This window comes from Paenibacillus polysaccharolyticus (assembly GCF_900102085.1).
Taxonomy (GTDB): Bacteria; Bacillota; Bacilli; order Paenibacillales; family Paenibacillaceae; genus Paenibacillus; species Paenibacillus polysaccharolyticus.
On record NZ_FMVM01000016.1, the window covers coordinates 82126 to 97803 of the forward strand.

At 42.3% G+C, this 15678-nt stretch carries 21 protein-coding genes and 1 tRNA gene; 4 read left to right on the plus strand and 18 right to left on the minus strand.

Annotation, left to right across the window (positions count from 1 at the left end; all coding sequences use genetic code 11):
- Nucleotides 1-76: 76 nt before the first annotated feature.
- Both BLQ13_RS21255 and BLQ13_RS21260 read right to left on the minus strand, forming a co-directional pair.
- Nucleotides 77-1702, minus strand: a complete 1626-nt coding sequence (locus BLQ13_RS21255; protein WP_090923687.1) for a recombinase family protein — start codon at nucleotides 1700-1702, stop codon at nucleotides 77-79.
- A gap of 254 nt (nucleotides 1703-1956) precedes the next feature.
- Nucleotides 1957-2028 (minus strand) — tRNA-Val (locus BLQ13_RS21260).
- Between the two features lie 193 nt (nucleotides 2029-2221).
- Between BLQ13_RS21260 and BLQ13_RS28360 the strand changes: the two genes are divergently transcribed.
- The 3 genes from BLQ13_RS28360 (at nucleotide 2222) to BLQ13_RS21275 (ending at nucleotide 3690) form a co-directional block, all read left to right on the plus strand.
- Entirely contained in the window at nucleotides 2222-2503 is a 282-nt protein-coding gene (locus tag BLQ13_RS28360; RefSeq protein WP_139168933.1) for a hypothetical protein, read from the plus strand.
- A 351-nt stretch (nucleotides 2504-2854) separates the two neighbouring features.
- Entirely contained in the window at nucleotides 2855-3298 is a 444-nt protein-coding gene (locus BLQ13_RS21270) for a GNAT family N-acetyltransferase (RefSeq protein ID WP_090923689.1), read from the plus strand.
- 155 nt (nucleotides 3299-3453) lie between these two features.
- Nucleotides 3454-3690, plus strand: coding sequence for a DUF3892 domain-containing protein (locus BLQ13_RS21275; protein WP_090923789.1), 237 nt, complete (start codon nucleotides 3454-3456; stop codon nucleotides 3688-3690).
- 104 nt (nucleotides 3691-3794) lie between these two features.
- Here BLQ13_RS21275 and BLQ13_RS21280 read toward each other — a convergent pair whose 3' ends face one another.
- From BLQ13_RS21280 to BLQ13_RS21295, 4 genes are all read right to left on the minus strand, one after another.
- Nucleotides 3795-4076 carry a LexA family transcriptional regulator gene (locus BLQ13_RS21280; RefSeq protein WP_090923690.1) on the minus strand — a complete coding sequence of 94 codons (282 nt, stop codon included), beginning with the start codon at nucleotides 4074-4076 and terminating at the stop codon, nucleotides 3795-3797.
- On the minus strand, nucleotides 4060-4287 hold the full coding sequence (locus tag BLQ13_RS21285; RefSeq protein WP_090923691.1) for a hypothetical protein: 228 nt from the start codon (nucleotides 4285-4287) through the stop codon (nucleotides 4060-4062). Before BLQ13_RS21285 ends, BLQ13_RS21280 begins: the two co-directional genes overlap by 17 nt.
- A gap of 155 nt (nucleotides 4288-4442) precedes the next feature.
- A complete protein-coding gene (locus tag BLQ13_RS21290; RefSeq protein WP_090923692.1) occupies nucleotides 4443-4772 on the minus strand; it encodes a DUF3889 domain-containing protein in 330 nt (109 codons plus the stop codon).
- Between the two features lie 57 nt (nucleotides 4773-4829).
- Nucleotides 4830-5141 (minus strand): hypothetical protein, encoded by a 312-nt coding sequence (locus BLQ13_RS21295; protein WP_090923693.1) that lies wholly within the window; start codon nucleotides 5139-5141, stop codon nucleotides 4830-4832.
- A 289-nt stretch (nucleotides 5142-5430) separates the two neighbouring features.
- Here BLQ13_RS21295 and BLQ13_RS21300 point away from each other — a divergent pair, with 289 nt between their 5' ends.
- Complete coding sequence (locus BLQ13_RS21300; protein ID WP_090923694.1) at nucleotides 5431-6333, plus strand: manganese catalase family protein; 903 nt, start codon at nucleotides 5431-5433, stop codon at nucleotides 6331-6333.
- 208 nt (nucleotides 6334-6541) lie between these two features.
- On the opposite strand, the gene BLQ13_RS21305 is transcribed toward BLQ13_RS21300, so the two are convergent.
- The 12 genes from BLQ13_RS21305 to BLQ13_RS21360 form a co-directional block, all read right to left on the minus strand.
- Nucleotides 6542-6925, minus strand: coding sequence for a DUF5071 domain-containing protein (locus BLQ13_RS21305; protein WP_090923695.1), 384 nt, complete (start codon nucleotides 6923-6925; stop codon nucleotides 6542-6544).
- A 142-nt stretch (nucleotides 6926-7067) separates the two neighbouring features.
- Nucleotides 7068-7826: a barstar family protein gene (locus BLQ13_RS21310; protein ID WP_090923696.1), complete on the minus strand. Its 759-nt coding sequence runs from the start codon at nucleotides 7824-7826 to the stop codon at nucleotides 7068-7070.
- Nucleotides 7827-8430: 604 nt separating this feature from the next.
- Nucleotides 8431-8634: an RHS repeat-associated core domain-containing protein gene (locus BLQ13_RS29210; RefSeq protein ID WP_090923697.1), complete on the minus strand. Its 204-nt coding sequence runs from the start codon at nucleotides 8632-8634 to the stop codon at nucleotides 8431-8433.
- A gap of 162 nt (nucleotides 8635-8796) precedes the next feature.
- Nucleotides 8797-9201 (minus strand): hypothetical protein, encoded by a 405-nt coding sequence (locus BLQ13_RS21320; protein ID WP_090923698.1) that lies wholly within the window; start codon nucleotides 9199-9201, stop codon nucleotides 8797-8799.
- 90 nt (nucleotides 9202-9291) lie between these two features.
- Nucleotides 9292-9429, minus strand: coding sequence for a polymorphic toxin-type HINT domain-containing protein (locus BLQ13_RS29215; RefSeq protein ID WP_090923699.1), 138 nt, complete (start codon nucleotides 9427-9429; stop codon nucleotides 9292-9294).
- A 116-nt stretch (nucleotides 9430-9545) separates the two neighbouring features.
- Complete coding sequence (locus tag BLQ13_RS21330; protein ID WP_090923700.1) at nucleotides 9546-9890, minus strand: hypothetical protein; 345 nt, start codon at nucleotides 9888-9890, stop codon at nucleotides 9546-9548.
- Nucleotides 9891-10110: 220 nt separating this feature from the next.
- Nucleotides 10111-10452 carry a hypothetical protein gene (locus BLQ13_RS21335; RefSeq protein ID WP_090923701.1) on the minus strand — a complete coding sequence of 114 codons (342 nt, stop codon included), beginning with the start codon at nucleotides 10450-10452 and terminating at the stop codon, nucleotides 10111-10113.
- 211 nt (nucleotides 10453-10663) lie between these two features.
- A complete protein-coding gene (locus BLQ13_RS21340) occupies nucleotides 10664-11014 on the minus strand; it encodes a hypothetical protein (protein WP_139168934.1) in 351 nt (116 codons plus the stop codon).
- Nucleotides 10993-11313, minus strand: a complete 321-nt coding sequence (locus BLQ13_RS21345) for a hypothetical protein (protein ID WP_244159407.1) — start codon at nucleotides 11311-11313, stop codon at nucleotides 10993-10995. The genes BLQ13_RS21340 and BLQ13_RS21345 overlap by 22 nt, the downstream gene beginning before the upstream one ends.
- Before the next feature lie 272 nt (nucleotides 11314-11585).
- Nucleotides 11586-13301: an ABC transporter ATP-binding protein gene (locus BLQ13_RS21350; RefSeq protein ID WP_090923703.1), complete on the minus strand. Its 1716-nt coding sequence runs from the start codon at nucleotides 13299-13301 to the stop codon at nucleotides 11586-11588.
- Between the two features lie 53 nt (nucleotides 13302-13354).
- Nucleotides 13355-14386 carry a FecCD family ABC transporter permease gene (locus BLQ13_RS21355; RefSeq protein ID WP_090923704.1) on the minus strand — a complete coding sequence of 344 codons (1032 nt, stop codon included), beginning with the start codon at nucleotides 14384-14386 and terminating at the stop codon, nucleotides 13355-13357.
- Nucleotide 14387: 1 nt separating this feature from the next.
- Nucleotides 14388-15443 carry a FecCD family ABC transporter permease gene (locus tag BLQ13_RS21360; RefSeq protein WP_090923705.1) on the minus strand — a complete coding sequence of 352 codons (1056 nt, stop codon included), beginning with the start codon at nucleotides 15441-15443 and terminating at the stop codon, nucleotides 14388-14390.
- Nucleotides 15444-15678: the final 235 nt, after the last annotated feature.

Here is a 15678-nt window from a genome sequence, read left to right on the forward strand (position 1 = left end):
GTTTAAAAATAAAAAAAGAAGTCCTGCTATGCAAGACTTCTCACTATAATCAGTAGTGCACTCCCCCTCACCTGTGTCAACTCCCTGAATATTTACTTTCACTCGATAAATGTCCCAAAAACTCTTTAAGTCTAACCTTGATCTCTACTGAAATTTTCTCTTTGCTGACGTAAACAACATCAATCATCGTACTTAACATCATTTTCTTCTTTTCCGTTGACGCTTCATCAAAAACATCTTGCCAAACCGGAATATACTCCATTAATTTTTCCAGTTCAGACAATTCAATCTTTTTAGAGGATAGTATTCTTTCAGTTTCATTCATCTCTTTGGTAGTTTGAGTAATCTCCAATTCCTTCTTCTCGATAAGATCATTAAGCATCTTTGGTTTGAAGGCGCTTTTGCCCATAATTGATTTTGGGACTTCGGCGTTAAGAATGGATAGCTCATTATAATGTTCTTCAAGTATAGACTGCAGCTTCTTAATTTTTTTCTCTTCCTCATTTGATATTTTGTTTTTGATTAAATCCATTTCCGAACTAAAATCTATTGTTCCGAGTTGATTTAAGTGACTATTTACTTGCTTCATTACTTGTCTCTCAACCATCTTAGAAGAGAAAGTAGCTTGACCACTACAATCGGTTTTCCCTTGTAATTTTCCGGTGCACCGATAGCTTTTATTTTGATTGTATCTAAGTATTTCTCCATTAGCAGCCTTATATTTATTCACAAATGTTGTTGAAGTTAGCCTTGAGTTACAACACCCGCATCTCGCTATTCCAGTTAGAAGTAAACTTCCTTTTGTGCTCATCGGCACAGAACTATCATTGTTTTGCTTACTTTTGGGATTCTTTTTTTCTCTAATATCTTGAGCTGAATTCCACTCTTCTTCGGATATTATCATTAATTCAGGAATAGGTTCAGAGAATACGGCGTCTCCCGATCCTTTCCTATATCTCATTATTCCTTTATAGATAGGGTTTTTAAGTATGACATTCACAGTAGCCGCACCCCAATGTTTAGCCTTTCTTGTGGGAATATTCTCTTCGTTCAACAATTTAGCTATCCTTAGTTGTCCGTATCCTTCGTCTAGAACCAGTCGGAACATCCTTTGCACAACCAAAGACTCTTCTTCATGTATTACTAATTTAAGCAACACCTTGCCCTTTTTATTAAATTTGCCGGAATCAACACTTCTATACCCATATGGTATACCGCCACCTCTAAATATGCCATCTTCCACCATTTGCATATGCTTTTCGTTCACGCGATTAGAAGTTCTTTTACTTTCTCCGCTCGACTGCCAGAATCTAAGATAGTTAATCACCCTATCTGTATTTACTTCAATTTTTTGTTGCCCTTCTATTACAGACCACATTTCAATTCCTCTGTTTACAAACCACTCAAGTACAAATGGTGTCTCATCATCTTTTCTACCTAATCTATCAAACATGAATACTAGCAGTACATCGAATAATCCATTTTCAGCGTCATCTTTAGCCTGTTTAATTACATCTCGGTTGGAAGCAGATACTTTGAAACCTGAGACTCCTCTTTCAGAATATTCTTTTACTAACTTCCACTCCTCCTGCTTTTCAATCATTCTTCTACAAGCTCGCTGCTGCATTGGTATATCATTTCCATCCAACTGTCCTTTTGTAGATACACGATATAGGGTTGCAACCCGTTTAATTTGCTTCAATTAATTCACCACCATATCTTTTTTCTGTTGTATATTCAGAACTCTCTATAACTGCTTTTACAATTAACTAGTACTTCGATTATAGCATTAAATCAATAAAATATATTAAAGACCACCCCATATTTTTGTAGGTAGTCTTCTGGTTCGTACCATATTCAGTTAGCTTTCTAAATAATAGTTTTTCATTTAAATTAAGACACAGCAAAAAACAGCCATTTAGGGGCTGTCTCAGTTGTGGAATATTGTTTTATGTATAGGACGAGTGGGGATCGAACCCACGACCCTTACCCTGTCAAGATAATGCTCTCCCGCTGAGCTATCGCCCTTCATTAACTAGATTATACAGTTACAATTATTGATTCAATTTACCGCCTCATAAATAAATCAAACTTCTATGAAGTAAAAGTATCATACCAAGTAAACGCGTTCATTGTCAATCATTAAATTGGTTTTAAATCATCCTTATTGGAGCACAATAATGGAAAGATTACGATATTTTGCATGAGGAGAATGTAAGTGATGATGAATGAAAATACGAACCAAACGCTCAATACACGCCTTAACAATAAACACCATAATAAATACAGGAAGCTCACTGTTACTCATATTGCTGTTTTGATCCTTCTCGCCTGTTCCTTGACTGGTTGCAGGCTGGAACGGGACGAGCATACGGTACAATTTCAGCAATTGCACCAACCGAATCAACAAAATGAATCGCTGCCTGTCTGGATGGACGTCTACTCCAAATCCGTAAATCAGGAGGTATACTCCCCTAAGGGAAACAGTGAGTTATTGCCTTAAATGGCAGAGTCAAATCTAGAGCCATGACCAGAAACATTTATCCACTTGTATCAATATATTTAATGTCAGTTCAATCTCCGATCAGCCATGTCCCTGACCGTACCTATCAGAAGTATATACTCACTCTTCTTCATCCCATTTGCGTGAGTATGCCTTCTTGGTCACATAATATAACAAAGCGATCATGCCCGCCGACATAAGCAATGTAATGGTCATAATAGCCGCCATTCCCATGACTCTCCTCCTCCTCCAAAGTCCCAATATGTACCAAACTTAACTATACAGGAAAAGCATTTTTTTGTATAATGCAGTCTGAACTTGTGCGCATGGAGCAGAAAGAAGGAATCGAATTTGGCAGCAGAAATTAGTTATGTCACGACAGAAGAAGAATTGAAGCAAGCACTTGGGATTCGCCGTCAGGTTTTTGTCATTGAGCAACAAGTGCCCGAAGAACTCGAAATAGATCAATACGATGTTATCAGTCCTGATGTGCATCATGTATTGCTTCATACCGATGGTCAGGCTGTTGCCACAGGGCGTCTCATCTATTACAGCAAAGATACGGCCAAAATGCAGCGAATTGCTGTACTGGAGTCCTACCGCTCGTTCGGGTATGGACGTGTGCTCCTGTTAGCGATGGAGGAGCTTGCTCGTGAGCTTGGATTAACCTATTCGCTCCTGGATGCCCAGTGTCAGGCGCAGAAATTTTACGATAAACTCGGTTATGAATTGATTTCGGAAGAACCTTTTTACGATGCCGATATCCTACATGTCCGTATGAGAAAAAGCCTGTAGTCCAGCAGAACAACTCCACAACACAGGCACTACATACATTACACAGCTATTCTCGGAATGTGGAATGTTGTAAAGAATGCATACTTCTCTCCAATTCGGACAGGCTAACATGGTAAACCTATTCCCATTTGGTCATAGAAGGAGAGTGTGACATGATGGATCAAACAACACGCGAAACGTTCACAGCAGTACAAAAGAATGGTGACGGTGACTTGACCGCCTTCCAGACATCGACAGGCCGTATTCTGGATTATCAGCAAGCTCTGAACGAAGTGAAGGCTGGAACAATCGCTGGTGTGAATGTATTCAAAGGCAAGGATGGAGAAATGTATATTCGCGGTGATGCCGACGGCGACCCGACCAACAACCTTGACCAGCTTCCGAATTTCTGATAAATGTATTCACCATACAGCGCCAATCCTTATGGATTGGCGTTTTTGCTGTAACTTCTGCAGAAGTCTGTTACACCTAGGCGTACTATTCGCCCCTCAACGAATCAGTAATCCGTAAAATATTTTACTGCATTGCCGGCAGGTTGTGCTTTTCGTACGGGCTTGGGTTCCTGCTCCCAGGCCTGCAAAATCTGTATATTTTCCAGCGTAGATGGTTGAGGCCAGGAGATATATCCGTTCTGTTCAAGCGCCTGTAGTGACTCCCGAATGTGCGCCGGGTTGCGCCCTGTCTTGGTTTCCAGTTCATCCATACGTGGAATTCGACGTTGCTGACCTGCATAGTTGACAATAATACGAAGTATTTTACGTTCAAAGTCGTTCAGCATACTTCAGTTCTCCCTTCCGATTCCGATCCGTTACAGGGCGCCATGCCAGAATATTTTGCTCCAGAAAAGTCCGGGGTACCCCTTCCATGCCATCAGATGCCCGAATTACTCCGCCTCGCATGCTGTTAATTCGAATCTGCCGTTGCGTAATCTGTCCCGCACGATCCATGTACACAAGCTCCACCATCTGGCCAACATACTTCCCTAGCATGATCATCCCTCCAATAAGAACATCTGTTTGTATTCATTATTATATGCGAACATAAGTTCTTTATTCAATAACAAAAAAAGGAATTTCGAAAAAATAAAAAACCAGACGTACTCCGGGCAAGACGGAAGTCTGGTTCTTCAGGTGAAGATCGAATATTAGTGACGATCTGATTCAGAAAATTGCACTGTTTTTAACTGTTGCGTATTCGGATTAAAATCCACATTAACATAAACAGCAAATTGCTTGCCGTCTTTGGCTCGAACCCACAGCTTGAACTGCTCTCTGGACTGATTCGCGCTAAGCGACGAACGGCCGATATGTTTGTAATCCAGAATGTCGACATTGTACTTCGTTTGGGTTTCCTTCACGGCGATGATGCCCCATTTCGCATAATCCGGAATGTTGCTGCTTGCTGCCGAAATGGTCGTTGAGATGCCTGCGAAACCTAGAACAAGCGTTAATATCGTTATCATAAGCACTCTCATGCATTTCACTCCTTGGGAGAATGTGTTTGCTGATATCGTGCCCGTTCGGATTACATTTTACACCCAGATTCGCAAAATCCAGACCGCTGGCAACAGCCAAAATGGAACAACTGGCATCAGTTTAACCAATGGATCTACCTCGGAAGTATTACTGAAGCTCATCCCCCAATCCCCGGAAAGAAAATGCTGCTCTGCCTGGGACTCTTCTGTAGGCTCTAAACCATACTTCTCCATAAGTATTTGCCTTGTCTGTTCATCCACCTTAACATCATTCCCTACACCGCTTGCCGCCACATGTGCACTGTTTATGTAAGTTAACATCATTAAACTCACTATTGAACATACGATATGTATCCATCTAAATCTCATATGTATTCCTTCCTTTCTACTTCGAATCCATGACCAAAGATCAGCGCAACACTCTGAACAACTTGTCTGATTGTACATAATAATTGTGAAAATGGAAATACCAAACGGTGAACCATTCAACACGTTCTTCAAGCATTCGTGACAGATACGTGCATGACCCTTTAGACCCATTTCATAGTGAATCTGTTTAAAACATCCATATCCCGTGTAATGGGCTTTGACTGACCAAGCTGAATCCAACGTCCGCCCGAGTCCATTTTCACCCCATATTCGAGGAGGTTATATCTGTATGTTCAAACGTCTGGATGAAATTTTGATTGAAATTCCCAACGTCGAAAAGCCTGATCCCAATGCAGCAGCAGCTATACAGGAATTACTTGGTGGTAAATTTGGAGAAATGTCCACACTGAACAACTACCTCTACCAATCCTTTAATTTTCGCTCCAAAGAAAAACTTAAACCATTCTACGACCTCGTCATGAGTATTACGGCCGAAGAATTAGGACACGTTGAGCTGGTATCCCATGGAATTAACCATTGTCTCCGAGGATCAACCGAATATAAAGAACCTGATCAGACTCCGCTCGGTTCCGTCAAGGATGCAAGGCTATCGTATCATTTTCTGGCAGGTGCACAAGGCGCGATGCCTTTTGATTCAATGGGCAATCCGTGGACAGGCGCCAATGTCTTCAACAGTGGCAATCTGGTAGAGGATTTGCTGCATAATTTCTTCCTCGAATGTGGGGCCCGTACGCACAAGATGAAAGTATACGAAATGACCGATCATCCCGCGGCTCGCGAAGTTGTCGGTTTCCTGCTCGTGCGTGGAGGTGTGCACGTGGTGGCTTATGCTAAAGCCATTGAAATTGCGACTGGTGTCAATGTGACCAAACTGATTCCGATCCCTTCTCTGGATAACAAAGCCTTCAACGAGGCTCGTAAATACGAAGAAAAAGGCGTACACACTAAGCTGTACACTTACAGTGACAAAGACTTCAATGCCATCGACCAAATCTGGAAAGGCACGCATCCCGAAGATGGACAACCTCTGGAGGTCATTCAGGGCATTCCGCAAGGCTTTCCGATTCCTGAAGCTCCGGCGGTGGAAGAAGAATTTGCACCAGGCATCTCACACGAGGACTTCAAGGAGATTGCACGTCGCCTGAAAATGGCAGGGAATATTGTGGATTAAGGAAACGGTTGTTAGCAGAATGTATGCTATTTTTTTAGCAGGTTGATTCCCCTATAACTGTAGTTAACCTATGTGAAGAAAAGCCCTCACCCTACTGTTAAAGGCAGTTAAGGTCTGAGGGCCTTTAGAAATTAAATAAATAAATTGAGTATATGTAGTTAACTCCTTAACAAATCGCAATTTTCAGGTAAACGTGCCATTTCCATGGCTATAACTGGTTCAGCATAGGTATGATGACTTCGTCCAGTTCCTCAAGTATCTCGCTATCCGTGGGACATTCTATGATTCTTTCTAAATCAGGTTTTAACATACGCAGACATTCTAAAGGTAATCGAGAGATTAGCCCAGTCAGCATAAAATACTCCCAAGTACAGTCTCTTGTTTGAAATACATATTGAATATGAGGAATCAATTCGTCTCCGAATCTTAACAGCAAATCCTCCACGGGCTTCGAAATCGGCCAATTCCCATCCTGCAACCACTCCATAAGTTCGGGTAAAATATCTCTCAGTTCATCGTTACTCCGTTTGGCAAGTTTCTCTACGGATTCGACATCAAATTTGTCTTTAGGTAACATCGTTCTGATATTCATTCGCTATTCCTCCTCAGAATCGCTTTTTGAGCAGAGCTCTTATCTATGTGGAATGAGAAATAGTAATTATTCATGAACTACCTTCCTATTTATGTACTATCTATTATTGATCAGATTACCCATGATTCTTATTCTTATAAGATCAACTAAAGACTAACGTTACACTTCCATCCGCTAGCACTTCTTTTAACTGTTGAAAATAACCCTCATTTGAACACCTTTCATGATCTACATTTTGAAGAACAATTCTGAATGGTGCTATCGCTCCAAATCCACCACAAAAGCAGTCGGACAAACTATCCAAGTTAAATCCATAGTATCCCCCTGGACCGTTAATTGCCTCACCTAATGCACAATAAAAAGAAGCGGAGTCCTCAATGTTAGTCCCATCCATGTGATATATGCCATTCTGCCGCTCCTGAGAATGAAGCTGGGTTCCTCGATATAATCGGGCGACTTCTAGCCATCCGATTCGTTGTTTTGGAGATAGTCCCACCCATTCGTTCGTTTTAGCTAGAGGTTTTCTTCGCATATTCCAAATAAGCAGACTCTCTTCTGTTGCCACTTGGGACAAATCCCCAACCAGTTTAAACTGTGTTAAAACTTCATTAAATTCTGTAAATCGATTATATGAAAGAGGTTCTCTAAGTACAAAATAATATGATCCTATCGGTTTCTCTTCGTGATCAAGAATAGTGATCTCTATATTGTTAACACTAATTTTTTTCTCTTTAGAGTGTGCTACAAACTCATCGTTATATCGAAAATGAACTAATGTTACTTTATGAAAGTCCTCATCACCAACGGTCTCGATACGGTTTCCAGTCAACCCAATCAAATCCAAAGATTTCCCAATGGTCAAACCACTCTCATCATCAACTAAAGAATACCGATTGATCATCTAGTTTATAAGCTCCTTTAAATTTGCGTAAAGATTCACGTCTAACTCTTAACTTCTAGTAAAGCATATGCCCCCTAGAATTTCATCGGATAAACCAGAGTTTATTCCAATGTCTATTCTAAGAGGTTACACTTTAGGCAATAACTTAATGCTGCAGATTCTACATTATGGGACTTAGCCCACTCTATTATCACATTTTGATCGAAGATTGTACCCTCACTTTTATTCCTTTTTGCACATAGTAAAAATTCAGTAGATTCACTGGGCACTGGATGGAAATAAAAGAAAGACCTTAAGTATTGCCCCTCAAGGTCTTCTTCCAATTTTCTACTTTAATATGTGTTTTAACTCTTGGTCAAGGTTATCAGTAAATTCAATAGAGTTTAATGCAACATTAAATCTAAAACCCCTTTGGCAGTTTTGTATCACTCCATCCGCTTTAGTAGCCTCAAATGTCCATACTGTACATTTAATTTTTTCATCTTCTTCAAGAGCATAGAATTCCAATTCATAGAGAAATTCAAATGTTGAAATCTCTACCTTACCTTACTAAACTTATTTGCTAATTGCATCTCAGAAATTAATGACCTTAATTTCGAAAACATTAAGTCAATCCCAAACATATTGTTGTAATGATGTCGAGCAGGAAGCTGCCGCCTTGCACCAGGTACGACGTATCGCCGTCGCGGCTGAGGCCGAAAGGATCGACGTACGAAACAGGGTTTCCGTTTACGTATGCATAACGGTTCAGCGATTGCACCGCGCTGATCGTTCCCGTTACTACATCACGGTTCACGAAACGGCGGATTTCCGGGTTGTACTAGCGCGCCCTCATGTAGTAAAGGCCTTTCGGGGCGATCATCACGCCATCGCGAATGAATAAGATTAGCAACCCTTAGCCATGCCGATTTACTTGGCACTAAACGGGGAGAGAAAAACCTTGAGGGTGTTAATCCCCGCGGTTTTAGCGTTAGTTATCAATTTCAGCTTTCATTTTGTAAAATAAATCTAAGTGGAACTTTTCTCTCTCCATTAATCCCACATGATGGTCGAAATTAAACGCGATTTCTTTATAGCCAAGGATCGTTGAAATTTGTTCGCGATTGGGTTCACCAATAAAATTGAAGTACCAAGAATTTGGAATTTTTTGATCAATAACTTCGAACCATTCATACGGAAACCATACCGGGTCAAGATTTAAATCGGGGTCCTGATGATCAACTTTCAATAAGTAAAACATGTAATTATCCCAATGGCCGATCGAATACACATTAAATGTTGCCCCAATAATTAATGACTCACATTGATAATTTATTGGGTAACCTGCCTTAGTGGATAATGAATCACTTTTATTAGATATACATTTCACTTTCATAAAGTACCTCTCTAGGAATTACCTATCCTTAAATTTGAAATCATCATACTGCCTAGTTTAATATTATACACCCAATGAATTTCTCCCCCATTAGGTGTCTATCTTGAGCGTATTCCCATGGCTCTGAACAAGCAAGTCTCCAACCTTGAGATCATTGACAAACGTCCATTCTTTACCTTTCACATAGAACGGATGAGTGAAGGTCGATTCAATCACTTGGTCGCCAATATGATCGCAAGTATCCGTTTATATTTACTGAAACTATTAATTGGTTTGCATTTCGGGGTCAACTATCCAATAATTCATTAAAGTGCAAAACCTCATCTCATTATTTTCCACAGAGATCATTTGTTTACTTTCAAGGCTTGATTAATTTTGTCCATATCTAATACTTCCCTACTGTGGTCTGCCACAGCATATATTTTCAGCCAGAATGCATCTTCTTCAGCATAACTTTCGATCGCCTCTCGAATAATCTTTTCTGTTAATTCTTTAACTATAATATCGGGCTGCGCTGGAGGAATAAAGGAAACATCCTCTCTCTCCATAAATTCCGATAAACCGAAAGGAGTAGTACATACAAATGTGTAGGTGCTTCCATCCTCCAATTGAATAAACACATCACAATTTCCATTAGCAGGATTAAGTTGATCTAGCGGGGTCGGGAAGGTGATGTTGCTGATTTTCATGACTACCACACCTTGACTTTCTTATTTGTTATAAATAATATTCCATATTTCTATAACCGATAATATAATCTTTACAATTCAGGCTGGAAGGTAGTTCCTCTTCCTATTCAGACCTTAAATTATGTATCTCCAAATTTAAAATAAATTCAATCACTTGATGCATAACTATTCGACTTACCTACAGTTCTTCCGTTACTTTTTTAGTAACATCCTTTGTGACTTAATAAACTAACTGTTCTTGCCCATTAATCACTAACAGGTCATCGTAAATCTCCCCTGACATCCTATAAAACAACTCATATCTGCCAATTTCCTTTCCATCGTAAATGATGGGGACTAAGGCAATAATATGAGAATATTCAGGTTCATTCCAATTTATTATGCAATAAACTTTTTCTAATTCTAGCATTAATTTTTCAGAGTAGTACTTTCCAAAATACAGTTTCTCGTCTTCTGGAGACTCTACCAAGTAGTTGTTTACGCACGACAAGCAATAATTTCGTGCTGTAGATTCTACATTATGGGACTTAGCCCAATCTACTATCACATTTTGATCAAACATTTTACCTCCACTAAAGCAAATTAAAATTAAACATATCCTTATTCGGAGTCACACCACTTTTCAGTTCAATTAAACAGGTATCATCGTCAATTGCAGGTTCATAACCAAATTTTACAGATTCAACATCATAACGTTCCATAAATAGATAAAAATATTTCAATAATCCTAGACCCTTTTCTTTGTCAAAAATACGATCTTCGATTAATTCTATCTACGAAAAGTTAATCTCAACAGTTCCTGATTCTCCATCAAAACACAATAGAATAAGGAACTGTTCCAAAGTTATACCCAAACGAAGTTTATCTACAGTAATTGTACCCGTCCCCGGGATGGTAAAAAATTCAGAAAAGCTTGTTATGTCTTTAAACTCCTTATTTCTTTCTTCCTCATTATCATAAAAATTCGAAGATATAATATTATCTGGAGTAAGCTTGAAATCATGAAAGAGCATATTATTCAAATATTCCATTCTTAAGTCAAATACTACTTCAAGAGACTCCACATTTAACCTCTTATCATTTATTTGAAATTTTCGATCCATCACTTCCTTTTCCCACGCCACCAATACCTTCCCCACACGCCTAACACACCAAACAACAACAGCGCACAGTATGCCCAGGCAAACAGCATAGCAAGCCCTAACCCGATGTTGGCATCCAAACGTTCATCGGTGATGTAGGTATACAATGCAAACATAAGAGGCACGGCGCCGATTATAAAAAGTCCCATAAACCAGCCAGCCAAGATACGAGGGGCGGATCCTTTGTCATTTCCCATCAGTTTACGAATTCCCCGCAATAACAACGATAAAATTAAAAGAAAACCGAAACAGGTAAGTAGTATTTTAGTCAGATCTGACATGTCAATTGCCTCCCAACGCTCCATTTTCTCCAGATGTTATGCCTGAAAGTCCCTAATCATGTACCTGTTAAACCTATCCTACACTCCAGCCATAGCTTTGCCCATCATTACCCATTTTGGTGCCATATGATCGTACTTTTCCCTCCCTCCAAAATAAAAAAAGACCACCGCCCTGACTCCTTCCAAGTCATGGACGATGGCTCACTTATATAATTCAATGTGACACATATTCCTTCTAACTCAAATTTAACTCAATAAGCAACGGAATCTGCCTATGCACCAAACTGCGCATAGTGCAGGCGACTGTAAATACCGCCAGAAGCAAGCAGTTCCTCATGACGTCCCTGTTCCGTGATGCCTTGCTCGGCCACGACCACGATGCGGTCTGCGTTTTTGATCGTCGCCAGCCTGTGGGCAATGACCAGTGTGGTTCGTCCCTCAGACAACTCCGCGAGGGATTGCTGAATCGCGGCTTCCGTCTCGGTATCGAGCGCAGACGTCGCTTCATCCAGAATCAGAATCGGTGGATTCTTCAGGAACATACGAGCGATAGACAAACGCTGCTTTTGTCCACCGGACAGCTTCACGCCGCGTTCTCCAATCAGTGTATCCAGCCCTTCCGGCATGGACAGAATCAAGGATTCCATCTGGGCCCGACGAGCCGCCATCCAGATTTCTTCTTCCGATGCATCCAGTTTGCCATACGCAATATTTTCCCGAATCGTCCCATCGAAGAGGAACACATCTTGCTGCACGATCCCGATCTGACTGCGTAAGGAATCCAGTGTCATGTGCTGAATGTCCTGACCATCAATCGTGATGCGCCCTTCCAGCACATCATAGAATCGCGGCAGCAGACTGCAAAGTGTTGTTTTCCCAGCACCCGATGGACCGACCAGAGCTACCGTTTCACCGGCACGAACACTTAGATTGATACCCTGAATGACCGGCTCTTGATCCGAATAACCGAAAGTCACTTGCTCGTAACGAATGTCTCCACGTAGATGGGATACCGGAACAGCATTAGGGCGGTCCCTGACCTCCGGTTCCATATCAAGCAAGTCCGTATACCGTTTGAAACCTGCAATGCCTTTAGGATATGTCTCTATAACCGAATTAATCTTCTGAATGGGTGTCAGGAACACATTGGACAACATAATAAAGGCAATAAACTCACCATAGGTCATGCTGCCGTTAATGACAAACCACGTTCCGCATACGAGCACAAACAACGATACCAGCTTCATCAGCACATAACTGATGGAAGAGTTCCACGCCATAATTTTGTATGCAACCAGCTTGGTTTGACGGAAACGACCGTTGTTTACAGCGAATTGTGCTTTTTCATACTCTTCATTGGCAAAAGCCTGAACCACGCGAATACCCGTAATGTTGTTTTCAACACGAGCATTGAAATCGGCAATATCCCCGAACATTCGGCTGAAGGCTTTGGACATTTTGTTCCCGAAATACAAAGATAGATAGATAATCAGCGGCACAATGATAAACGTCAGAATCGCCAGATTCCCATTAATGCTCATCATGATACTGAAGGCACCGACCAATGTCATCACGGCAATAAATACATCCTCCGGACCATGGTGGGCAATCTCTCCGATATCCATCAAATCATTCGTCATGCGGGATACCAGATGTCCGGTCTTCGTATTATCAAAATAACGGAAGGATAACTTCTGTACGTGATTGAACAGACTTTTACGCATATCCGTCTCGATATTGATCCCCAGCTTATGTCCCCAATAGGTTACAACGTAATTCAGGAATGAGTTCAGCAAGTAAATGCCCAGCAGTCCTAGACACGCCCATAGAATCCAATCCCAGCGTCCACCTGGCAGCAGATCATCTACAACCCGGTTCACAGCTAGCGGAAAAGCCAGCTCCAGCAACGCAACCAGAATTGCACAGGTGAAGTCCAGAATGAACAGTTTTTTGTACGGCCTATAATAGGCAAAAAAACGACGAAGCATAAACCTAGTTCCCCCTTACGGCAATCCTCCGTCAACATGATGATGATTACCTTCTATTTCGTCCTGCTTAAAAGATACAGGAAGTATGGTGTACCCAGAATTGCAACGAGAATACCGGCTGGAATCTCCGAAGGTTGCAAAATGACACGTCCCAGCGTATCCGCGACCAAAACGAGCAATGACCCAACCAGTGCAGATGCAGGTAGCAAAAACTGATGTTTTGGCCCAACGAGACGACGCGCCAGATGAGGCCCAATTAGGCCAACAAAACCGATACCGCCGCTTACAGACACACAGGCTCCTGCCAAAACAGCTGCTGCAGCAAGCAAAATCATACGTTCACGCTCTACAGGAGCACCGAGACCACTTGCTGTCTGATCCCCAAGATTCAATACGTTCAGTACACGTGCCTTCGCCAGTACCAACGGTACAAGCACCAGGATAAATGGCAACAGTGCCCAAACAAACTTCCAATTCGAGCCCCAAATGCTTCCTGCAAGCCAAGTGGCCACAAATTGATATTTCTCGGGACTAAGTCGCAACGTTAACACGATCATAGCTGAACTGATACCGGCTGCGATCCCGATTCCCGTGAGCAACATACGGGTTGGCAAGATGCCCTCCCCTTTTTTGTAGGAAAGGATATAGATTAGAAATGCTGCAAAGCTTGCGCCAATCAGCGCAAGGATCGGAAGCAGAAAGATCGGAGCTGCTGTCGTCGTTGGAAAAAAAGAAACAAACAGCATGACCATAAGCCCCGCTCCTGCATTAATACCTAGAATCCCGGGATCGGCGAGTGCGTTCCGCGATACCCCTTGCAGGATACAGCCCGACAACGCCAGACCCGCCCCGATTAGAACAGCAATCACAATACGAGGCAGTCTGAATTCAAACAGGATCAGCTCCTGTTTCGGTGTACCGCTGCCAAACAACGTCCGTAAAACCTCCAGCGGTGAAAGCTTGGTAAAGCCGGTATTCATACTGATAATAAACGCTGTAATAATCAAAAGACCAAGCACAATAAGAACAACGATCCCTTTTGTTTTCTTTTTGCGCTCTGCGCCAACCATAGTTGAGGAACCCATCTTACAGCGTCCTCCTTTCTTTCCGCGCCAGATACAGGAAGAACGGCACCCCGATGAGGGCTACCAATGCGCCAATCGGCGTTTCGTAAGGCGGGTTAATCATACGTGCTGCCAGATCCGAAAATACAAGCAAAAGGCTGCCCATCACGGCTGAACAAGGAATGATCCAGCGATAATCGACCCCAACCAGCTTCCGGGTAAGGTGGGGGATGATCAGACCGACAAATCCGACCGCACCCACGACAGATACTGCAGTACCCGCCAGAATAAGTACGACAATCAGACCGACAAGCTTGATCACACCGGTACGCTGTCCCAATCCGACCGCGATCTCCTCCCCAAGACTGAGTAGCGTAATTGAACGCGAGATGATCATGCCAACGATCAGTGCAGCGAGCACCCAAGGAAACATCACTTCAAGCTGAGACCATTTTGTTCCGGCTACCCCTCCGGCAGTCCAGAACGCCAAGTCTTGTCCGATTCTGAAGTAGAGCGCAATCCCCTCACTCAGCGCAGACAACATAGCCGATACCGCGGCTCCAGCCAGCACGAGACGCAGCGGCGTCAGGCCTGATCGGGATGCTGCACCGAAACCATACACAAGCAGCACGCCAAGTCCTGCTCCTAAGAAGGAATACATAATAATGTACATGTACGGCAAACCCGGGAAAAAGGCAAAACAGATCGCCAGTGCAAATCCGGCACCAGCGTTCAGGCCAAGCAGTCCCGAATCGGCGAGTGGATTCCGGGTCATACCTTGCATAATCGCACCAGCAACAGCGAAGCAAGCCCCAACCATCGCTCCGCCCAAAATACGCGGTAACCGAATCTCCCATATGATCTGATGGGGCGTCAAGTCAGGGTTAAAGTTAAATACCGCCTGCCAGACCACGCCAAGTTGAATATCAGCAGCACCAAATGAAATAGACAACGCCATGCCCAGAGCAAGTAGCAGAATACCGCCTGTTAGAATGAGAGTGGCTGCCCATGGGCGTGTATGGATTTTCGCTGTAGGTGACTCCTCATTTGATTGTGTGGAAGAACTGTTCAAGTTCATACTTGTCCACCTGTGTTATGAGTGACGCTTATTAATCTTATGTACATAACAATCACCTCTCCAAAAATACCGCTTCTATTGATATTGATTCTCATTCCCATAGAACATTGTAAGGGAATCCTTCCAGTCTGGCAATGGACAAAAAGGACAACTTTCTTGCAGATATGAATATTTTCGCATGAATATGCATAAAAAAGGCCACACAGAGCTTCATTGCTCCTGTGTGGCACTCATA